The organism is Rhizobium sp. IBUN (assembly GCF_000510625.1).
GTDB lineage: Bacteria > Pseudomonadota > Alphaproteobacteria > Rhizobiales > Rhizobiaceae > Rhizobium > Rhizobium altiplani.
In genome coordinates this window covers 1-13165 of record NZ_AZNV01000020.1, presented here as the reverse complement: position 1 = coordinate 13165, position 13165 = coordinate 1, and the positions used below count along the sequence as shown (strand labels likewise).

Sequence of the window (13165 nt, the reverse complement as noted above, 5' to 3'; positions counted from 1 at the left end):
TTGGTGACAGCATTCGAAGCAAAAGGCAAGCGGCAATATTGTGGCACCAGAATCGCCGGAGCGGGAATCGCCAAAGATTCAGACGCTTGACGAATTGTAAGCATTCACAGCCACTGCTGTGCCGTTTCCGGAAACTGTGCCGGAACGGCACCGCCGCGCGCCTTTGCCCCCTCGGCCGTGACCGTCTCGAGCGCGCAATCCTAGCGGGCAGCAGCGCTGGCGAGCTTGTGCTGCACGATGTCGGCGCTGCCGCGCACATGCGACACGACGGGCTTGCCGCTGGCATCGGTGACGGCATAGGCGACAATGGTGACGTCTTCCTCGAAGGAGGAAACGTAGATGACCTGCTCGGGGTTGATATAGATCGTGTTGTTGTGGGTGTTCCTGAAGCCGACGAAGGCCATGCAATGTCTCCTTATGCGCTGCCGGGGCAGGTATGCCACCCAGGGGTTGAAGCAAGTTTAACGGGCGGCGCTGCCGAAGAGGATGCCTTGCAGTCCGGTGCGAGATCGTCCGACACGAGCACGCGCCGCCGTACCGCTCCGGCGGTCATCGCCGGAAACGTGTTTTCCAGCTCCACGCGGCGGGCGCTTGGCCGGCCCTGAGCCTGTCGATCGCATCGAGGCCGCCATGGGCGCGATGGCCGGGCGGCAGGGCGTTGCAGACGATCTCGGTCACCGCCTGGTGATACTCGGGCGGCTTGTCGATCAGCAGCCGGTAGAGATTGCCGAAATGGCCTGACTGCGCCGCCTCGTAGACGCTGGCGGCGAAATCGAAGAACTCGTCATGCGCCTTCCGCTCGTGCTCGGTCAGCATGGTGTAGCAGAGCGGCAGCCTGTTGTGGGTGAAAACGAGCAGGCAGGATCGCGTGCGGCGGCAATTGCGCACGCCGCAGACGCTCGCCGGCAGGCCGAGCATCTCGGCGGTGCGCAGGCGCAGCCTCAGCGTGCCGTAGTCGCCGATCCGGCGTTCCGATTCGCTCATCGTCGCTTCGTCCGTTTTCCCTGCGGATCCCATCATGTCTGCGCCTCCGTCTCTCCTTCGCCGGTGCGCCGGCGGCGGCGCGCGGCTTTGCCTTCACGCGGCTGGTTTCGCCCGTGGTTTGATCCTGGCAGCGGTTTGCCGGCCCGTGCGGGCGACGGGGTTCGCACGTGGCGCTCGAAAGAGCCTCATCTGAAAAGTGTAAAATGGCGCTGTCGAGCGCCCCGTTCGGCGGTTTATGCCCTCAACTCCGGTCCCTCTGCCGCCTTGCCCGAGGAAGCTTCACTTCTCCTGGGGGCCATGTGTGCCACACATGGTACGTCCGGGGCTCAACTCGACGCCGCATTCGCGCGATCGCCGCCGTCCCCGGAGGGAGACCATTTTCTGCGGACCCGGTGCATGAGGTTTTGCGTCCTTCCCTCACACCCGCGCCGGTCCCGCCTCGCCGCAACGCCTTGCGGTGTATCCGTGACGGGACGAGAGGGATGATGGCATGGGTTGGGAGGGGTGGGGATGAATTTCGAGTAGAATTTCACCTAACGTGTAAAAGGAAAGAAAGTAGGCCCATCAGTGGTGTCTGCGGTGCAAAGAGTCTCCACACTCAAGGATTTGAGCGCGGTGGACCCCGGATCAGGTCCGGGGTGACGGTGAGAGGGCGATCGTCGTTCCGACCTCAGAGTTTGCCTTGGTATGCTCGTTCTGCACTCCGTCATGCCGGACTTGATCCGGCATCCAGTGGCGCCGCTTCTGCGGTGCAAGAGAGTCTTTCGCGCTCAAGGACTTGAGCGCGATGGACCCCGGATCAGGTCCGCGGTGACGGGTAAGTTGGCGATGAGTGCCGGGCGGATGAGGTGGTGTTGTGGGCACGAGTTCAGGGGCCATGCAGGAAATGGGCGATGTCCTGCCAGTCGGGGTTCATTGTCTCGATGAGGTCGAGTTTTCATTTGCGCGGCCAGTTCTTGGTGGTCTTTTCGCGAGCGATCGCATCGGTGACGAGGTCGTATTCCTCGAACCAGACGAGCGTCTTGACGCCGTAGCGGCTGGTGAAGCCCGGGGTGAGGTTGGTCTGATGCTCGAAGAGGCGGCGCGGCAGGTTGGATGTCACGCCGGTGTAGAGTGTGCCGTTGCGCTGCGAAGTCAGGATGTAGACGTAGCCCTTCATGAGCGGATAATGCGTGTTCCTGAGATAGAATGTAATCAGCGGTGGCCGTCATGCCGGACTTGATCCGGCACCCAGCGGCGCGATGTCCATCGCGCGGAGATTGTTGTTGTTTGCTGATTCATTCACCGCGCGGACGCGCGGTTGCTGGATCCCCGATCAAGTCCGGGATGATGGGGAGTGTGGGTGGTGGCGCGACAGAGGGAATGGTCTGGCCGAGGCGATCACTGCCCAGGCCGCCCCGTCTTGCCCTTCGTGCGCCCCTTGCGCTTCTGGTCCACCGGATCCTCATAACTCCCCACGCCCGCCTTGCCGCGCACAAGCGGCCTGACGTCGTCGCGCTCCGGGTGGCCTTCCAGCAGCGGTGAGAAGCGCTTCGTGCCCTTGGCGGCGTCGGGCTTGTCCGGCAGATGGCCGGCTACCGGCTTTTCGGTGCGGCCGACGGTCATTTCGTCGAGGCTGTTGCGGCGGAAGAGGCTCTTGCCAGCGGGGTCGGCGACGTCGCGGCCCATATCGTCGAGATCGGGTTTGCGGAAGAGCGGGGTTTCGGTGTCGGTGCCGGGGCCCATGTCGTCGAGGCCGGGCTTGGCGAAGAGCGAGCCGCCGCCTGCGGCCGGCTTGCCGCTCGTCTTGCCGCTGCCTTCCTGCGAGCGGGCTTCCTCGCGTGCCATCGGGTCGTCCATGACCGCGAGTTCGGCGGCCTTGAGGCGCTTGATCTCGTCGCGCAGGCGGGCGGCCTTCTCGAAGTCGAGGTCGGCGGCGGCGTCGCGCATCTGCTTTTCCAGCGCGTTGAGATGGGTCTGCAGGTTACCGCCGACAAGGTTGCCGCCATCGGCAAAGCCCTTGCCGGAGGCGCCCGATATGTCGGCGCGGACGTGGTCGCGTTCGTAAACCGAGTCGAGGATGTCCGAGATCTTCGCCTTGACGCTCTCCGGCGTGATGCCGTGTTCCTCGTTGTAGGCCACCTGCTTTTCGCGGCGCCGCGCGGTCTCGTCCATGGCGCGCTGCATCGAGCCGGTGATGTTGTCGGCATAGAGGATGACCTTGCCGTCGACGTTACGCGCGGCGCGGCCGATCGTCTGGATCAGCGAGGTCTCGGAGCGCAGGAAGCCTTCCTTGTCGGCATCGAGGATGGCGACGAAGCCGCATTCGGGAATGTCGAGGCCTTCGCGCAGGAGGTTGATGCCGACGAGCACGTCGAAGGCGCCGAGGCGGAGGTCGCGGATGATCTCGATGCGCTCCAGCGTGTCGATGTCACTGTGCATGTAGCGGACGCGGACGCCCTGTTCGTGCAGGTATTCGGTTAGGTCCTCGGCCATGCGCTTGGTCAGCACGGTACAGAGGGTGCGGTAGCCCTTGGCCGCGGTCTCGCGGATTTCGCCGAGCACGTCGTCGACCTGGCTGCGGGCGGAGCGGACCTCGACGGGAGGGTCGATCAGGCCGGTCGGGCGGATGACCTGCTCGGCGAAGACGCCGCCTGACTGGTCCATCTCCCAGCCGCCGGGGGTGGCCGAGACGGCGATCGTGTCGGGGCGCATGGCGTCCCATTCCTCGAAGCGCAAGGGACGGTTGTCCATGCAGGAAGGCAGGCGGAAGCCGTATTCGGCGAGCGTCGCCTTGCGGCGGAAGTCGCCCCGGTACATTCCGCCGATCTGCGGGATGGTGACGTGGCTTTCGTCGATGAAGACGATGGCGTTGTCGGGGACGTATTCGAACAGCGTCGGCGGCGGGTCGCCGGGGTCGCGGCCAGTGAGGTAGCGCGAATAATTCTCGATACCCTGGCAGGAGCCTGTCGCTTCCAGCATTTCGATATCGTAGCGGGTGCGCTGTTCCAGGCGCTGGGCTTCCAAGAGACGGCCGGCCTTCTCGAGTTCGACGAGACGGAGCTTCAGCTCCTCCTTGATCGACTTGATGGCGGCGTTCAGCGTAGGGCGCGGGGTGACGTAGTGCGAGTTGGCGTAGATCTTCACCGATTTCAGGTCGCCGGTCTTGGCGCCGGTCAGCGGGTCGAACTCGGTGATGGCGTCGATCTCGTCGCCGAACATGGAGATGCGCCAGGCCGCATCTTCCAGGTGGGCCGGGAAGATTTCGATGGTGTCGCCGCGGACGCGGAAGGAGCCGCGCTGGAAATCCATGTCGCGGCGCTTGTATTGCTGGGCGACGAGGTCGGCGAGCAGCTGGCGCTGGTCGAGGCGGTCGCCGACGTTCATCTGGAAGGTCATGGCGGTATAGGTTTCGACCGAGCCGATACCGTAGATGCAGGAGACGGAGGCGACGATGATGCAGTCGTCGCGCTCGAGCAGCGAGCGCGTCGCCGAGTGGCGCATGCGGTCGATCTGCTCGTTGATCGAGGATTCCTTCTCGATATAGGTGTCGGAGCGCGGGACGTAGGCTTCCGGCTGGTAGTAGTCGTAGTAGGAGACGAAGTACTCGACCGCGTTGTCGGGGAAGAAGTTCTTGAACTCGGAATAGAGCTGCGCGGCGAGCGTCTTGTTCGGCGCGAGGATCAGGGCCGGGCGCTGGGTTTCCTCGATCACCTTGGCCATGGTGAAGGTCTTGCCGGAGCCGGTGACGCCGAGCAGGACCTGGCTGCGGTCGCCATTGCCGAGGCCCTCGACGAGGTCCTTGATGGCAGTCGGCTGGTCGCCGGCGGGCTGATATTCGCTGTTCATGCGGATCGAGATGCCGCCTTCGGACTTGTCCGGCCGGGCGGGGCGGTGCGGCGTCCAGATCTTGCCGTTCTTGTGCAGCGGGTTGCCGCTCTCGATCAGCGCCGACAAAGCCTCGACAGTGGCGGTGACGGCGGTGCCGGCCTGCAATGAGGCGGCTTCCTCCAGCGTCGTGTCCATGCCCGCCACCGGATTGAGGCCGGCGGCCGCACGGGTCTTCGGATCGGTCGAGCCGCCCATCGACGTGCCGCGCGCCGACTTCGAGGCGGCGATTTCGACCTTCTTGCGGTGCTTGCCGGCCTTCGAGGCGATCTGGCGTTGCGTCTCGACACTTGACGCCTCAGCATCGGCCTCCAGCTGCTTCACCCAGTCGGCAACGGAACCGGACAGGGGAGCCTCGGACGACTGCGGGACTTCCTCGAAGCCAACAGGGGCGGCGGATTTCTTCGGAGTTTTGGCCATGGGCGGAATATGGCGAGAGTCACCGCGAAAGTGAAGGGGCAAAGAGTACAGATGGGGGAGCGACGCGTGACGTGGCGGGGGTGCCGCGTCCAGGCGGCGTCGAAGCCACCCGGTCCTGATCATCGGCGTTACGGCTGCTTGCGGATATCAGGTCGGCGTCATCCGCGTGCCGGCTGAAAGAGCTCAACGGAATTTCCGGAGGGATCAATCAGCAGGATCTGCGACCCGCCCGGTCCGGTGACGATCTCGTTGCGGAACTGGACGCCGGCACCGCGCAGGCGCGCCACTTCCGCCGACAGATCGTCGACGATCAGATGGATGCGGTTCCAACCGCCAGGGCGGGGCAGTTCGCCGTCCGGCATCGGCCGTCCCGCGGAACTGGTCGGTCCGCTGAGCAGCAGCCGCAGCGCTCCACGCCGCACATCCGCGAAGGCGGGAGCGTAATTCGTCAGAACGGAAAAGCCGAGATGCGTCGTGTACCAGGCGATGGCTGCCTCGACATCATCGACCATGTAGCGGACATTGACTGTGGTTTCCGCCATGTCCTCCTCCCGATGTTGGGCGGCCAACGGCGGCGTCGGTCGCCGTCACGCGTAACCGCCAATTGTCTCACCAGGAAAACTGTCGCGGCCCGGAGAAAAGGGAAGCCCGTCGCGGCAGATGATGTGCGCCTCATTTGCATGCGGGCTGTATAGTGGCTGATAAGCTTGGGCGTCTGGGACGTCGGGTGCGAACACGCACTCGGTCTCGCTCTTGCGGCTCACCCCTGCCACGGGCACAGGGGTGAGGAGTGTTCGATGCGTAAACGGGAACCGACCGGCTAGGGGAGGCTGCGAAAGAAGGCCAGCGACGGCATGAAGAAGTATTCGCCGCCCTTCATGGTCACTGCCTGCGGCGGTGCGGTCGTGGTGGTCATCGTCGAGCCGCCCCATTGCGCCGGACAATGGATATCGGGGCGCGGGTTGGGGCTCTGGCCGATCACCAGGTCGAGACCGGGGCTGCCGGCGCCTGCGGGCACCCGGGGAAAGCCCGGATTGTTTGCCCATGTCCCTTGCGCAAATTCGAACTGCTGCGCGATGTTTGCATTGAAGGCCATGAACAGCAGGCCGACATCCTTGCTCGGCTTGTTGTCGATCCGGCCGTCATTGGGCTGGTCGGTGCGCACGCCGTAAGTCTGGCCGCACCGCGCCATGATGTGCAGGCGCTCGCCCTCGACCGGCTCGAAGCCCCCGGAACCGCGCGGGTTGACCTTGCGGATATGGCCGAAGAACGGACACTTGGCGCCGTCCGGATCGCTGTCGTAGTTGAAGTCGTTGGGAACGGGATGGTGGTTGCCGTCGGTGAACTGGGTCGTCAACGGCGTGCCGTCCTCGAAGCGGCCGACCAGCATGGCGCCGGCTCGCTCGGCGTCGTCGCCCCTCAGATGCAGCCGCTTTGCCAGCGCCTTCTCCTGCTTCTTGATCAGCTTGACGTTCTGCTCGAGCTTGCGGAATACGAAGTAGCTGCCGAAATGCCTCGTCGGATCGGGCGCCGCGGTGTCCGGGATGATGACACGGTTCAGCCCGAAGGCCGGATCCCAGTTACTGGTGCCGTCGGCGGTTAGCCGCTCGTCGTTTATTTCCTCGGTGAGAAACAGCGGCTGGCTTGCCCCGTCGACGTAGCCGAAGTGCTCGATGCCGTCGCCGTTCTTGTTGTGCAGACCGTGGCCCTTTTCCTCGCCGAGGATCTGAACACCGTGCGCGGCCTGGATCAGTTGATGGACTGCGGCAAGAGCCCGGTTGCGCGGCCCGGACATCTGGTCGCCGACCAGGATGACGGCGTCGATGACGTCGCGGAAATGTGGATCCCAGTTCGCCGGTAGCCGGGTCGTTCAGCGCGGCGTTCTTCATGCCCGCCAGGAACGAGCCGTCCTGCGGGATCGTCGGGTCTGGGACTTGCAGGGGCCGTGTAGCCGTGGCGCGTGATGCCGACTCCGACACAGGGGGTTCCCTTGGTGCCGTTGGCCTTGAACGCCTTGACCTCCATCAAGTGAGTCCGCGCGGATTCAGGAGCGGCGCGCCGGCCGGTGGCTGCGACAGCGATTTCAGCAGGGCCCGACCTCCGGCCGGGTCGGTGAATTTCAGGAACAGGACGGTCAGGAATTCGCGGGTGTGCGCCTTGACGATGTTCGGTTGGAGCTCGTCGAGCATCACCGCTGCGTCTCCTGCCGCGCTCTCCCACGAGAGCGGCTGGGTAAGATCAAAAGGCATGGCTTTTCTCCACAGGGCCTGTCGGCCTAGGATGTCAATGCGCATGGCGGTAACTGTTCAGACCGACGATTGATCTACTGTTGTCTTCAAAATGTCTGAGGTCTCAGGCTATCGTTCTTTCGCAAGCGGCATCATCGCCGCCAGACAGCTGACGGGCGCTTTGCCCGTATCGATCTATTTATGCTAGCTTATCTTGGTTGCGCGATTGCAACCTATATATGTATCTCACGAATTACCTTTTGTCGCAATAACTGTTTATAACTAGAGCCTTGGCGGAAACTTCCGTACCGAAATTGGGGCGTTCGCTTTGTGGTAATCGCTCCGGTTGTAGCCGCGTGCATCAACTGGCGGCGTTTGCTGTTGAGGTGCGGATGGAACGAGAGTGATTGCAGGACGCCTCGTCATCGACTTCCGGTCACTTCGCCCAGTCGACGACGCCCAACAGGATAGCGCCTTACAGGTTCGATTTTATCTCAGACGGTTGTCGGCACGTCGCATGGGCGATCGTCCTTGGAGTGTAAGAGCCGTTTGAAAGCCGGGTGGCGTTTTGAGGCCGTCCGGATTCAAGCGTCTGACGCGGACAGTACTAGGCGACACCTTGTAGATTGGAACGACACCTTGGAGATTGGAAGCATGGCGCTCAAGCGGATGGACAATGTAGGAATCGTCGTCGAAGACCTTGGAGAGACGATTGAATTCTTTCACGAGCTCGGCCTCGAGCTCGAAGGGCGGGCCACGATCGAGGGAGAATGGGCCGGACGTGTCACTGGACTGGCCGATCAGCGTGTCGAGATTGCCATGATGCGCACACCCGATGGACACAGCCGGCTTGAGCTCTCCCGCTTCCTTGCACCTGATGTCGTCGCAGATCACCGGAACGCCCCGGTCAACGCCCTAGGCTACCTCCGCGTCATGTTCGCCGTGGACGACATCGATGAGACGCTTGAAAGGCTCCGCAGGCGCGGCGCGCAACTCGTGGGCGAAGTCGTCCGGTACAAAGATATATATCGGCTCTGCTATATCAGGGGGCCTGAAGGGGTTCTCATAGGGCTCGCCCAAGAACTCAGCTGAGCGCAATACGAAGGCAAGACTAATGTCAGGGAGCGAGTCCGAGGCAGGCCCAGTGTTCGAGATCCATCCCGCCATGGCCGGCCGCGTTCTCGCCAAGAGCGATTAAGTCGTCAACACCGGCCGGCTCGCTCGAGAAAGCCGCCGTCAGCAAACTAAACGGCCACAAAGGAGAACAGGCATGAGGAAGATCATCACTGGTGCATTCGTCAGTCTCGACGGCATCATGCAGGCGCCGGGCGGTCCTGACGAGGACCCGATCGGCGACTTCAGGTATGGCGGCTGGGCCGCTCCCTATTTCGACGAGGCGATGGGCGAGACCGTGGGTGAGATGTTCGCCAATCCTTTCGATCTTTTGCTCGGCCGCAAGACCTACGACATCTTCGCCGCGCACTGGCCCTATGTCGCGGCCGACGACCCGATCGGTCCACTTTTCGATCGGATCACCAAATATGTCGCGACCCGCAAGCCGGACTTTGTGCCCAGCTGGCAGAACAGCCAGGTGCTCGGTGCCGATGTGGTCGGCGCGCTCAAGGCGTTGAAAGGCGGCGATGGACCGCACCTATTGACACAGGGGTCAACCGACTTCCTGCAGACGCTTTTCAAGAACGACCTGGTCGACGAGCTGAATATTTCATTCTTTCCCGTCGTGCTCGGCAAGGGCAAGAAGCTGTTCGGTGACGGCGCCTTTCCGGGCAAACTGAAGCTCGTCAGCTCGCGGGTTTCGGGCTCCGGCGTTACTGCGAACAAGTATGTTCGTGACGGCGACATCGTCACCGGCTCGTTCGAATTCGAGCAGCCGACTGCGGCCGAGCTCGAGCGACGCAAGAACCTGACCTGAGGCAATAGCCGGGTGGTGCGGCATAGGCTGGGCGAGGAGCGGCGGCAATGCATCGCTCTTCGTCTTCCATGCACGCCCTTACCAAAGGTGAGCATGAAGGTTCAAGGATTCCAAAATGCGGCGTAGCGGCAGAAGTCCCTGAGGTTGGGATGCCGCGGCCGTTTTCCCTGCCAGTATCGCGCGTATTTTTCTGGCTCAATCCCGCGTCGTGTGCCAGATTTCCGGCAGCAAACCGTCGCCGCGGCAGACGTGGCGAATCTTGGGGAAGGGTGGCGCGTGGCGGCAATTCAGGTTCCGGGGCTACTGTCTTTCACGATTGCAATTCTGGTGTTCTTTGCTGGGGCAACTCTGAACCGTCTTTTCCCCGTTCTGACGCGGTGGAGCATTCCGGAGGCGGTGACAGGCGGGATGCTTGCGGCGGCGGTGACGCTCCTAGCATACACGCTGTTCGACATCGAGATCAGCTTCGCGCTTCAGGCACGCGATCTGCTGCTTCTCTATTTCTTCACAGGTATCGGTCTCAACGCCCGGCTCACCGATCTTGCCGCCGGCGGCAGGCCTTTTCTGATCCTTCTGGTCATAACGGTCGCCTTCCTGATCATCCAGAATCTGACGGCCATTGGAACAAGCGCAGCGCTCGGCCTGCCCAGGGGCATCGACATTCTGCTCGGCTCGATTTCGCTCATTGGCGGACACGGCACAACGATCGCTTGGGCTCCAATCGTTTCGAGCCGCTTCGGGGTCACCAACGCCATGGAAGTCGGCATTGCCAGCGCAACGCTTGGCCTTGTCATCGCCAGCCTTATCGGCGGGCCGATCGCACAGCGACTGATCGCCCGATACCACCTGAGCGGACCGGCGAACGAAGAGTTGACGATCGGGGTGTCGCATAAGTCAGCGCGTGAACATGACGATGAGGTCAGCGCGGTCAGCCTGTTGAGGACATTGTTCGTCACCAACATCGCGATCCTGACGGGATATGCCTTGGAGGAGGTGATCGAGGAGACCGGCTTCAAGCTCCCGCTTTTCGTCGTTTGCCTTCTGGTGGCCATCGTGATGACCAATGTCGTCCCGTTGGCGGCTCCACGCCTGCCATGGCCGACGCGGAGCCGTGCGCTGTCGCTGATATCCGATCTTTCGTTGAACGTGTTTCTCTCGATGTCGCTGATGAGCATGCAGCTCTGGGCCTTGAGCGGCCTTGGGCTCTCGCTCATCCTGGTGCTCGGGGCGCAGACGTGCGTGACCGTCATCTACATCCTTTTCGTCGTGTTCCCGGCGATGGGGCGGAACTACGACGCTGCAGTGATTTCCGCCGGCTTTGGCGGTATCGCGCTAGGCGCCACACCGACGGCTATCGCCAATATGACAGCGGTCACCAAGATTCACGGTGCCTCCAGCATGGCGTTCATCATTCTGCCGCTCGTTTCCGCCTTCTTCATCGACCTGATAAACGCGGCAGTCCTTGGCTATCTTGTCCAATAGGGACTGACGACGCAGCGCTGGTCCTCGGCGTCGTCAGGCATTCCGCGGATCGGGGCCCGCTGCTACACGATGACCGGCATCAGGAAGGCGACGAATTCGGATTGCTTTGCGCCTGCTGCGTTCTTCTCCAGACGGGGGAATGTCCTCTCTCGTGTTGCCCTGGTTGCCGCCGAGGAGCGTTACCGTCGTGCTGGTCAAGGAGACCACGAAGCCGACATGGCCGTTTCCCGTTGCCCAGCTCGCGTCGGAGAAGGGGGCGTAGCGGGGAACCGCGATCGCGCCTGGTTGCGGGCTTGAAGGACATGAAACTGCTTCTTCTTGTTCCAGAAGAGGGAGCGGGCGCCCGGATGGTCGGTGCCCATGTGCCCACTGACAAGGCAGTAGTTGACGAAGGCGGCGCACCAATCGACTTCGTCGCAACCATCAACCTCGAACCATGGGGCGCAGACCTTGAAATAGTTCAGGATGCGCGGGTTCTCTCCGGGATCAGGCCATTGGTTGCGTTCATGTGCGGGAAGGGCAGCTTCCCGGCGAGCAATGGCCATCCAGTTCTGCGTGGCCGACGCCGCCGCCGACGCCACGCCGATGGCCGCGCCTGCGCCGATCAGCGGCGCAGGCGGTCCGTTCGGCCTGATTGTGCCAGGTTTCCAGCCCTCGACGACCTGGATGAATTTCGCGATCTTGCGGAAGTCGTCCATCTTGAGGTCGGCGAGAACCGCCGTCAGCGCAATGCCGGTCTTGTCACGGATGAACTTGGCGTAGTCTTCGGATTGGTTCTCGTTCGGCGGCGCATAGCGGAAGATTGCCTGCTTGAGGGTGAGCTTGATGTAGGCGGTCGTTCTCAGCAGGGCGATGATCGCCGCCTTCCCGCTCTCCTCGTCGGAAAAGATCGCGAAGCTGCCGTCATCGCCGATGGCGCCGCAATTGATCGAGAAGTCGCCCTTGCGGATATTGCCGGCGTTGCAATTGCGCCAGGAGCGCGAGCCGACTTCGCGGATTTCGTCACGCCCGTCCGCGTCGGTATAAAGGATCGTTTTCGGCGCGATCGCGCGGGCGTGGAAGAAGGGTCCATGCGCGCCTGCTGGCGCCGGGGCAGGGCTATCCATGTTGGCAACGGGCGGTGTGCTCGGCATAGTCTCGCTGAGCTGGGCTCCGTCCGATGCGGAAAGGCAAGGGCTCGTAGGTAACGGTATAGCTGCCATCGGCATCGGCGATCGAACCGACCTTCATTTTCGCCTGCGCGAGTGCGGCAAGCAGGCCAGCCAGACTGGATTTGTTGATATCTGTGATCGTGTCCATGGCGCGTCCCCTCCGGCAGACGTCTGGTGAGGCCATCCGGACCGGCGATGCGCGGCAGTGCCTTGCGTTGCAGCGTATCGGACTGTCAATCTGCGGATGCCTTCCCTATTAGGCGCACAGCTTTGGAGGAATTGACACGAATCAACATCAATCATGGATTGTGCTTTTGAGGCTGGCTGACGGGCATCGATTTCAGTTACCGGACGTGCATGAGGCGACAAGATGGGGTAACCCCTTGCGGAGCAGAAAATTGGCGATACATGCTGCCGCCACCTTTAACTCCAGGAATCGACCATGCCTTTTGCCCTTAGCCCAACCGCCATCTGGCCGGTTGTCATGCTTTTCGCCTCAAATATCTTCATGACCTTCGCCTGGTACGGGCATCTCAAGCACAAAGGCGCGGCGCTCTATATCGCCATCGTCGTCAGCTGGGCGATCGCCTTCTTCGAATACTGCCTTGCCGTGCCTGCCAACCGCATCGGTTCGGCCGTCTATACGACGGCACAGCTGAAGACGATGCAGGAGGTGATCACGCTTATCGTCTTTTCCGGCTTCTCCGTCTTCTGGCTCGGCGAGAACCTGACGTGGAACCACGCCATTGGCTTCGCCCTGATCGCGATCGGCGCATCGTTCATCTTCCGCGCCTGAGGTCTGACTAGACGACCGATTCCATGAAAGCGGCGTTTGATGGAACCTGACGTGCGCTGGTGGATTCCTGGTTTGAGATTATTCAAATGAGGAGTTTCATCATGGCACCAAGGCGGCGAGTCATTGAGCTGGCGATGAGCGAGCAAGAGATCGAAACGCTGACAGCTCTTTCGCGGTCTCGAACCGAGCCGGCGAGCCGGGTATCGCGGGCAGCCATGCTGCTGGCCTACCGCGAGAACCCGTCGTTCTTTGCGGTGGGACGACGACTTGGCGTGCATCATCAGACGGTCCAGCGCTGTGTTGAGCG

The 13165-nt window shown here is 62.4% G+C and carries 12 protein-coding genes and 2 pseudogenes; 5 read left to right on the top strand and 9 right to left on the bottom strand.

What is annotated here, in order from left to right:
* Positions 1-200: 200 nt before the first annotated feature.
* From RHIBUN_RS0118415 to RHIBUN_RS36435, 7 genes and pseudogenes are all read right to left on the bottom strand, one after another.
* The gene (locus RHIBUN_RS0118415) at positions 201-404 is read right to left on the bottom strand and encodes a hypothetical protein (RefSeq protein WP_018116365.1); all 204 of its coding nucleotides are present in this window, start codon (positions 402-404) and stop codon (positions 201-203) included.
* A gap of 145 nt (positions 405-549) precedes the next feature.
* A complete protein-coding gene (locus RHIBUN_RS0118410) occupies positions 550-984 on the bottom strand; it encodes a hypothetical protein (RefSeq protein ID WP_156932722.1) in 435 nt (144 codons plus the stop codon).
* 868 nt (positions 985-1852) lie between these two features.
* A pseudogene (locus RHIBUN_RS33595) lies at positions 1853-2143 on the bottom strand (GIY-YIG nuclease family protein).
* A 221-nt stretch (positions 2144-2364) separates the two neighbouring features.
* Entirely contained in the window at positions 2365-5271 is a 2907-nt protein-coding gene (gene uvrB, locus RHIBUN_RS0118400) for an excinuclease ABC subunit UvrB (RefSeq protein ID WP_025660676.1), read from the bottom strand.
* A 158-nt stretch (positions 5272-5429) separates the two neighbouring features.
* Positions 5430-5813: a VOC family protein gene (locus RHIBUN_RS0118395; protein ID WP_018854757.1), complete on the bottom strand. Its 384-nt coding sequence runs from the start codon at positions 5811-5813 to the stop codon at positions 5430-5432.
* Positions 5814-6091: 278 nt separating this feature from the next.
* Entirely contained in the window at positions 6092-7066 is a 975-nt protein-coding gene (locus tag RHIBUN_RS33590; RefSeq protein WP_245271687.1) for a hypothetical protein, read from the bottom strand.
* 229 nt (positions 7067-7295) lie between these two features.
* Positions 7296-7520 (bottom strand): hypothetical protein, encoded by a 225-nt coding sequence (locus RHIBUN_RS36435; RefSeq protein ID WP_037217146.1) that lies wholly within the window; start codon positions 7518-7520, stop codon positions 7296-7298.
* Positions 7521-8153: 633 nt separating this feature from the next.
* Between RHIBUN_RS36435 and RHIBUN_RS0118385 the strand changes: the two genes are divergently transcribed.
* The 3 genes from RHIBUN_RS0118385 to gltS all read left to right on the top strand — a co-directional run bounded on the left by RHIBUN_RS0118385 (position 8154) and on the right by gltS (position 10911).
* Positions 8154-8591: a VOC family protein gene (locus RHIBUN_RS0118385; protein WP_025660675.1), complete on the top strand. Its 438-nt coding sequence runs from the start codon at positions 8154-8156 to the stop codon at positions 8589-8591.
* A gap of 178 nt (positions 8592-8769) precedes the next feature.
* Complete coding sequence (locus RHIBUN_RS0118375; protein WP_025660674.1) at positions 8770-9429, top strand: dihydrofolate reductase family protein; 660 nt, start codon at positions 8770-8772, stop codon at positions 9427-9429.
* Positions 9430-9705: 276 nt separating this feature from the next.
* A complete protein-coding gene (gene gltS, locus RHIBUN_RS0118370; RefSeq protein WP_025660673.1) occupies positions 9706-10911 on the top strand; it encodes a sodium/glutamate symporter in 1206 nt (401 codons plus the stop codon).
* A gap of 194 nt (positions 10912-11105) precedes the next feature.
* Here the strand turns inward: gltS and RHIBUN_RS34805 are convergent, their stop codons facing one another.
* Positions 11106-12017, bottom strand: coding sequence for a hypothetical protein (locus RHIBUN_RS34805; RefSeq protein ID WP_025660672.1), 912 nt, complete (start codon positions 12015-12017; stop codon positions 11106-11108).
* Positions 12010-12210 (bottom strand): hypothetical protein, encoded by a 201-nt coding sequence (locus RHIBUN_RS0118360; RefSeq protein ID WP_025660671.1) that lies wholly within the window; start codon positions 12208-12210, stop codon positions 12010-12012. Before RHIBUN_RS0118360 ends, RHIBUN_RS34805 begins: the two co-directional genes overlap by 8 nt.
* A 294-nt stretch (positions 12211-12504) precedes the next feature.
* Between RHIBUN_RS0118360 and RHIBUN_RS0118355 the strand changes: the two genes are divergently transcribed.
* Both RHIBUN_RS0118355 and RHIBUN_RS33575 read left to right on the top strand, forming a co-directional pair.
* Positions 12505-12858, top strand: coding sequence for a DMT family protein (locus RHIBUN_RS0118355; RefSeq protein WP_018116323.1), 354 nt, complete (start codon positions 12505-12507; stop codon positions 12856-12858).
* Between the two features lie 101 nt (positions 12859-12959).
* Positions 12960-13165: pseudogene (locus RHIBUN_RS33575) on the top strand (IS630 family transposase); the annotation flags it as partial.

Bases quoted from the DNA above. Each gene is read 5' to 3' on its own strand.
- RHIBUN_RS0118415 (WP_018116365.1), bottom strand. From the start codon at position 404: ATGGCCTTCGTCGGCTTCAGGAACACCCACAACAACACGATCTATATC.
- RHIBUN_RS0118410 (WP_156932722.1), bottom strand. From the start codon at position 984: ATGAGCGAATCGGAACGCCGGATCGGCGACTACGGCACGCTGAGGCTG.
- uvrB (WP_025660676.1), bottom strand. From the start codon at position 5,271: ATGGCCAAAACTCCGAAGAAATCCGCCGCCCCTGTTGGCTTCGAGGAA.
- RHIBUN_RS0118395 (WP_018854757.1), bottom strand. From the start codon at position 5,813: ATGGCGGAAACCACAGTCAATGTCCGCTACATGGTCGATGATGTCGAG.
- RHIBUN_RS33590 (WP_245271687.1), bottom strand. From the start codon at position 7,066: ATGTCCGGGCCGCGCAACCGGGCTCTTGCCGCAGTCCATCAACTGATC.
- RHIBUN_RS36435 (WP_037217146.1), bottom strand. From the start codon at position 7,520: ATGCCTTTTGATCTTACCCAGCCGCTCTCGTGGGAGAGCGCGGCAGGA.
- RHIBUN_RS0118385 (WP_025660675.1), top strand. From the start codon at position 8,154: ATGGCGCTCAAGCGGATGGACAATGTAGGAATCGTCGTCGAAGACCTT.
- RHIBUN_RS0118375 (WP_025660674.1), top strand. From the start codon at position 8,770: ATGAGGAAGATCATCACTGGTGCATTCGTCAGTCTCGACGGCATCATG.
- RHIBUN_RS34805 (WP_025660672.1), bottom strand. From the start codon at position 12,017: ATGGATAGCCCTGCCCCGGCGCCAGCAGGCGCGCATGGACCCTTCTTC.
- RHIBUN_RS0118360 (WP_025660671.1), bottom strand. From the start codon at position 12,210: ATGGACACGATCACAGATATCAACAAATCCAGTCTGGCTGGCCTGCTT.
- RHIBUN_RS0118355 (WP_018116323.1), top strand. From the start codon at position 12,505: ATGCCTTTTGCCCTTAGCCCAACCGCCATCTGGCCGGTTGTCATGCTT.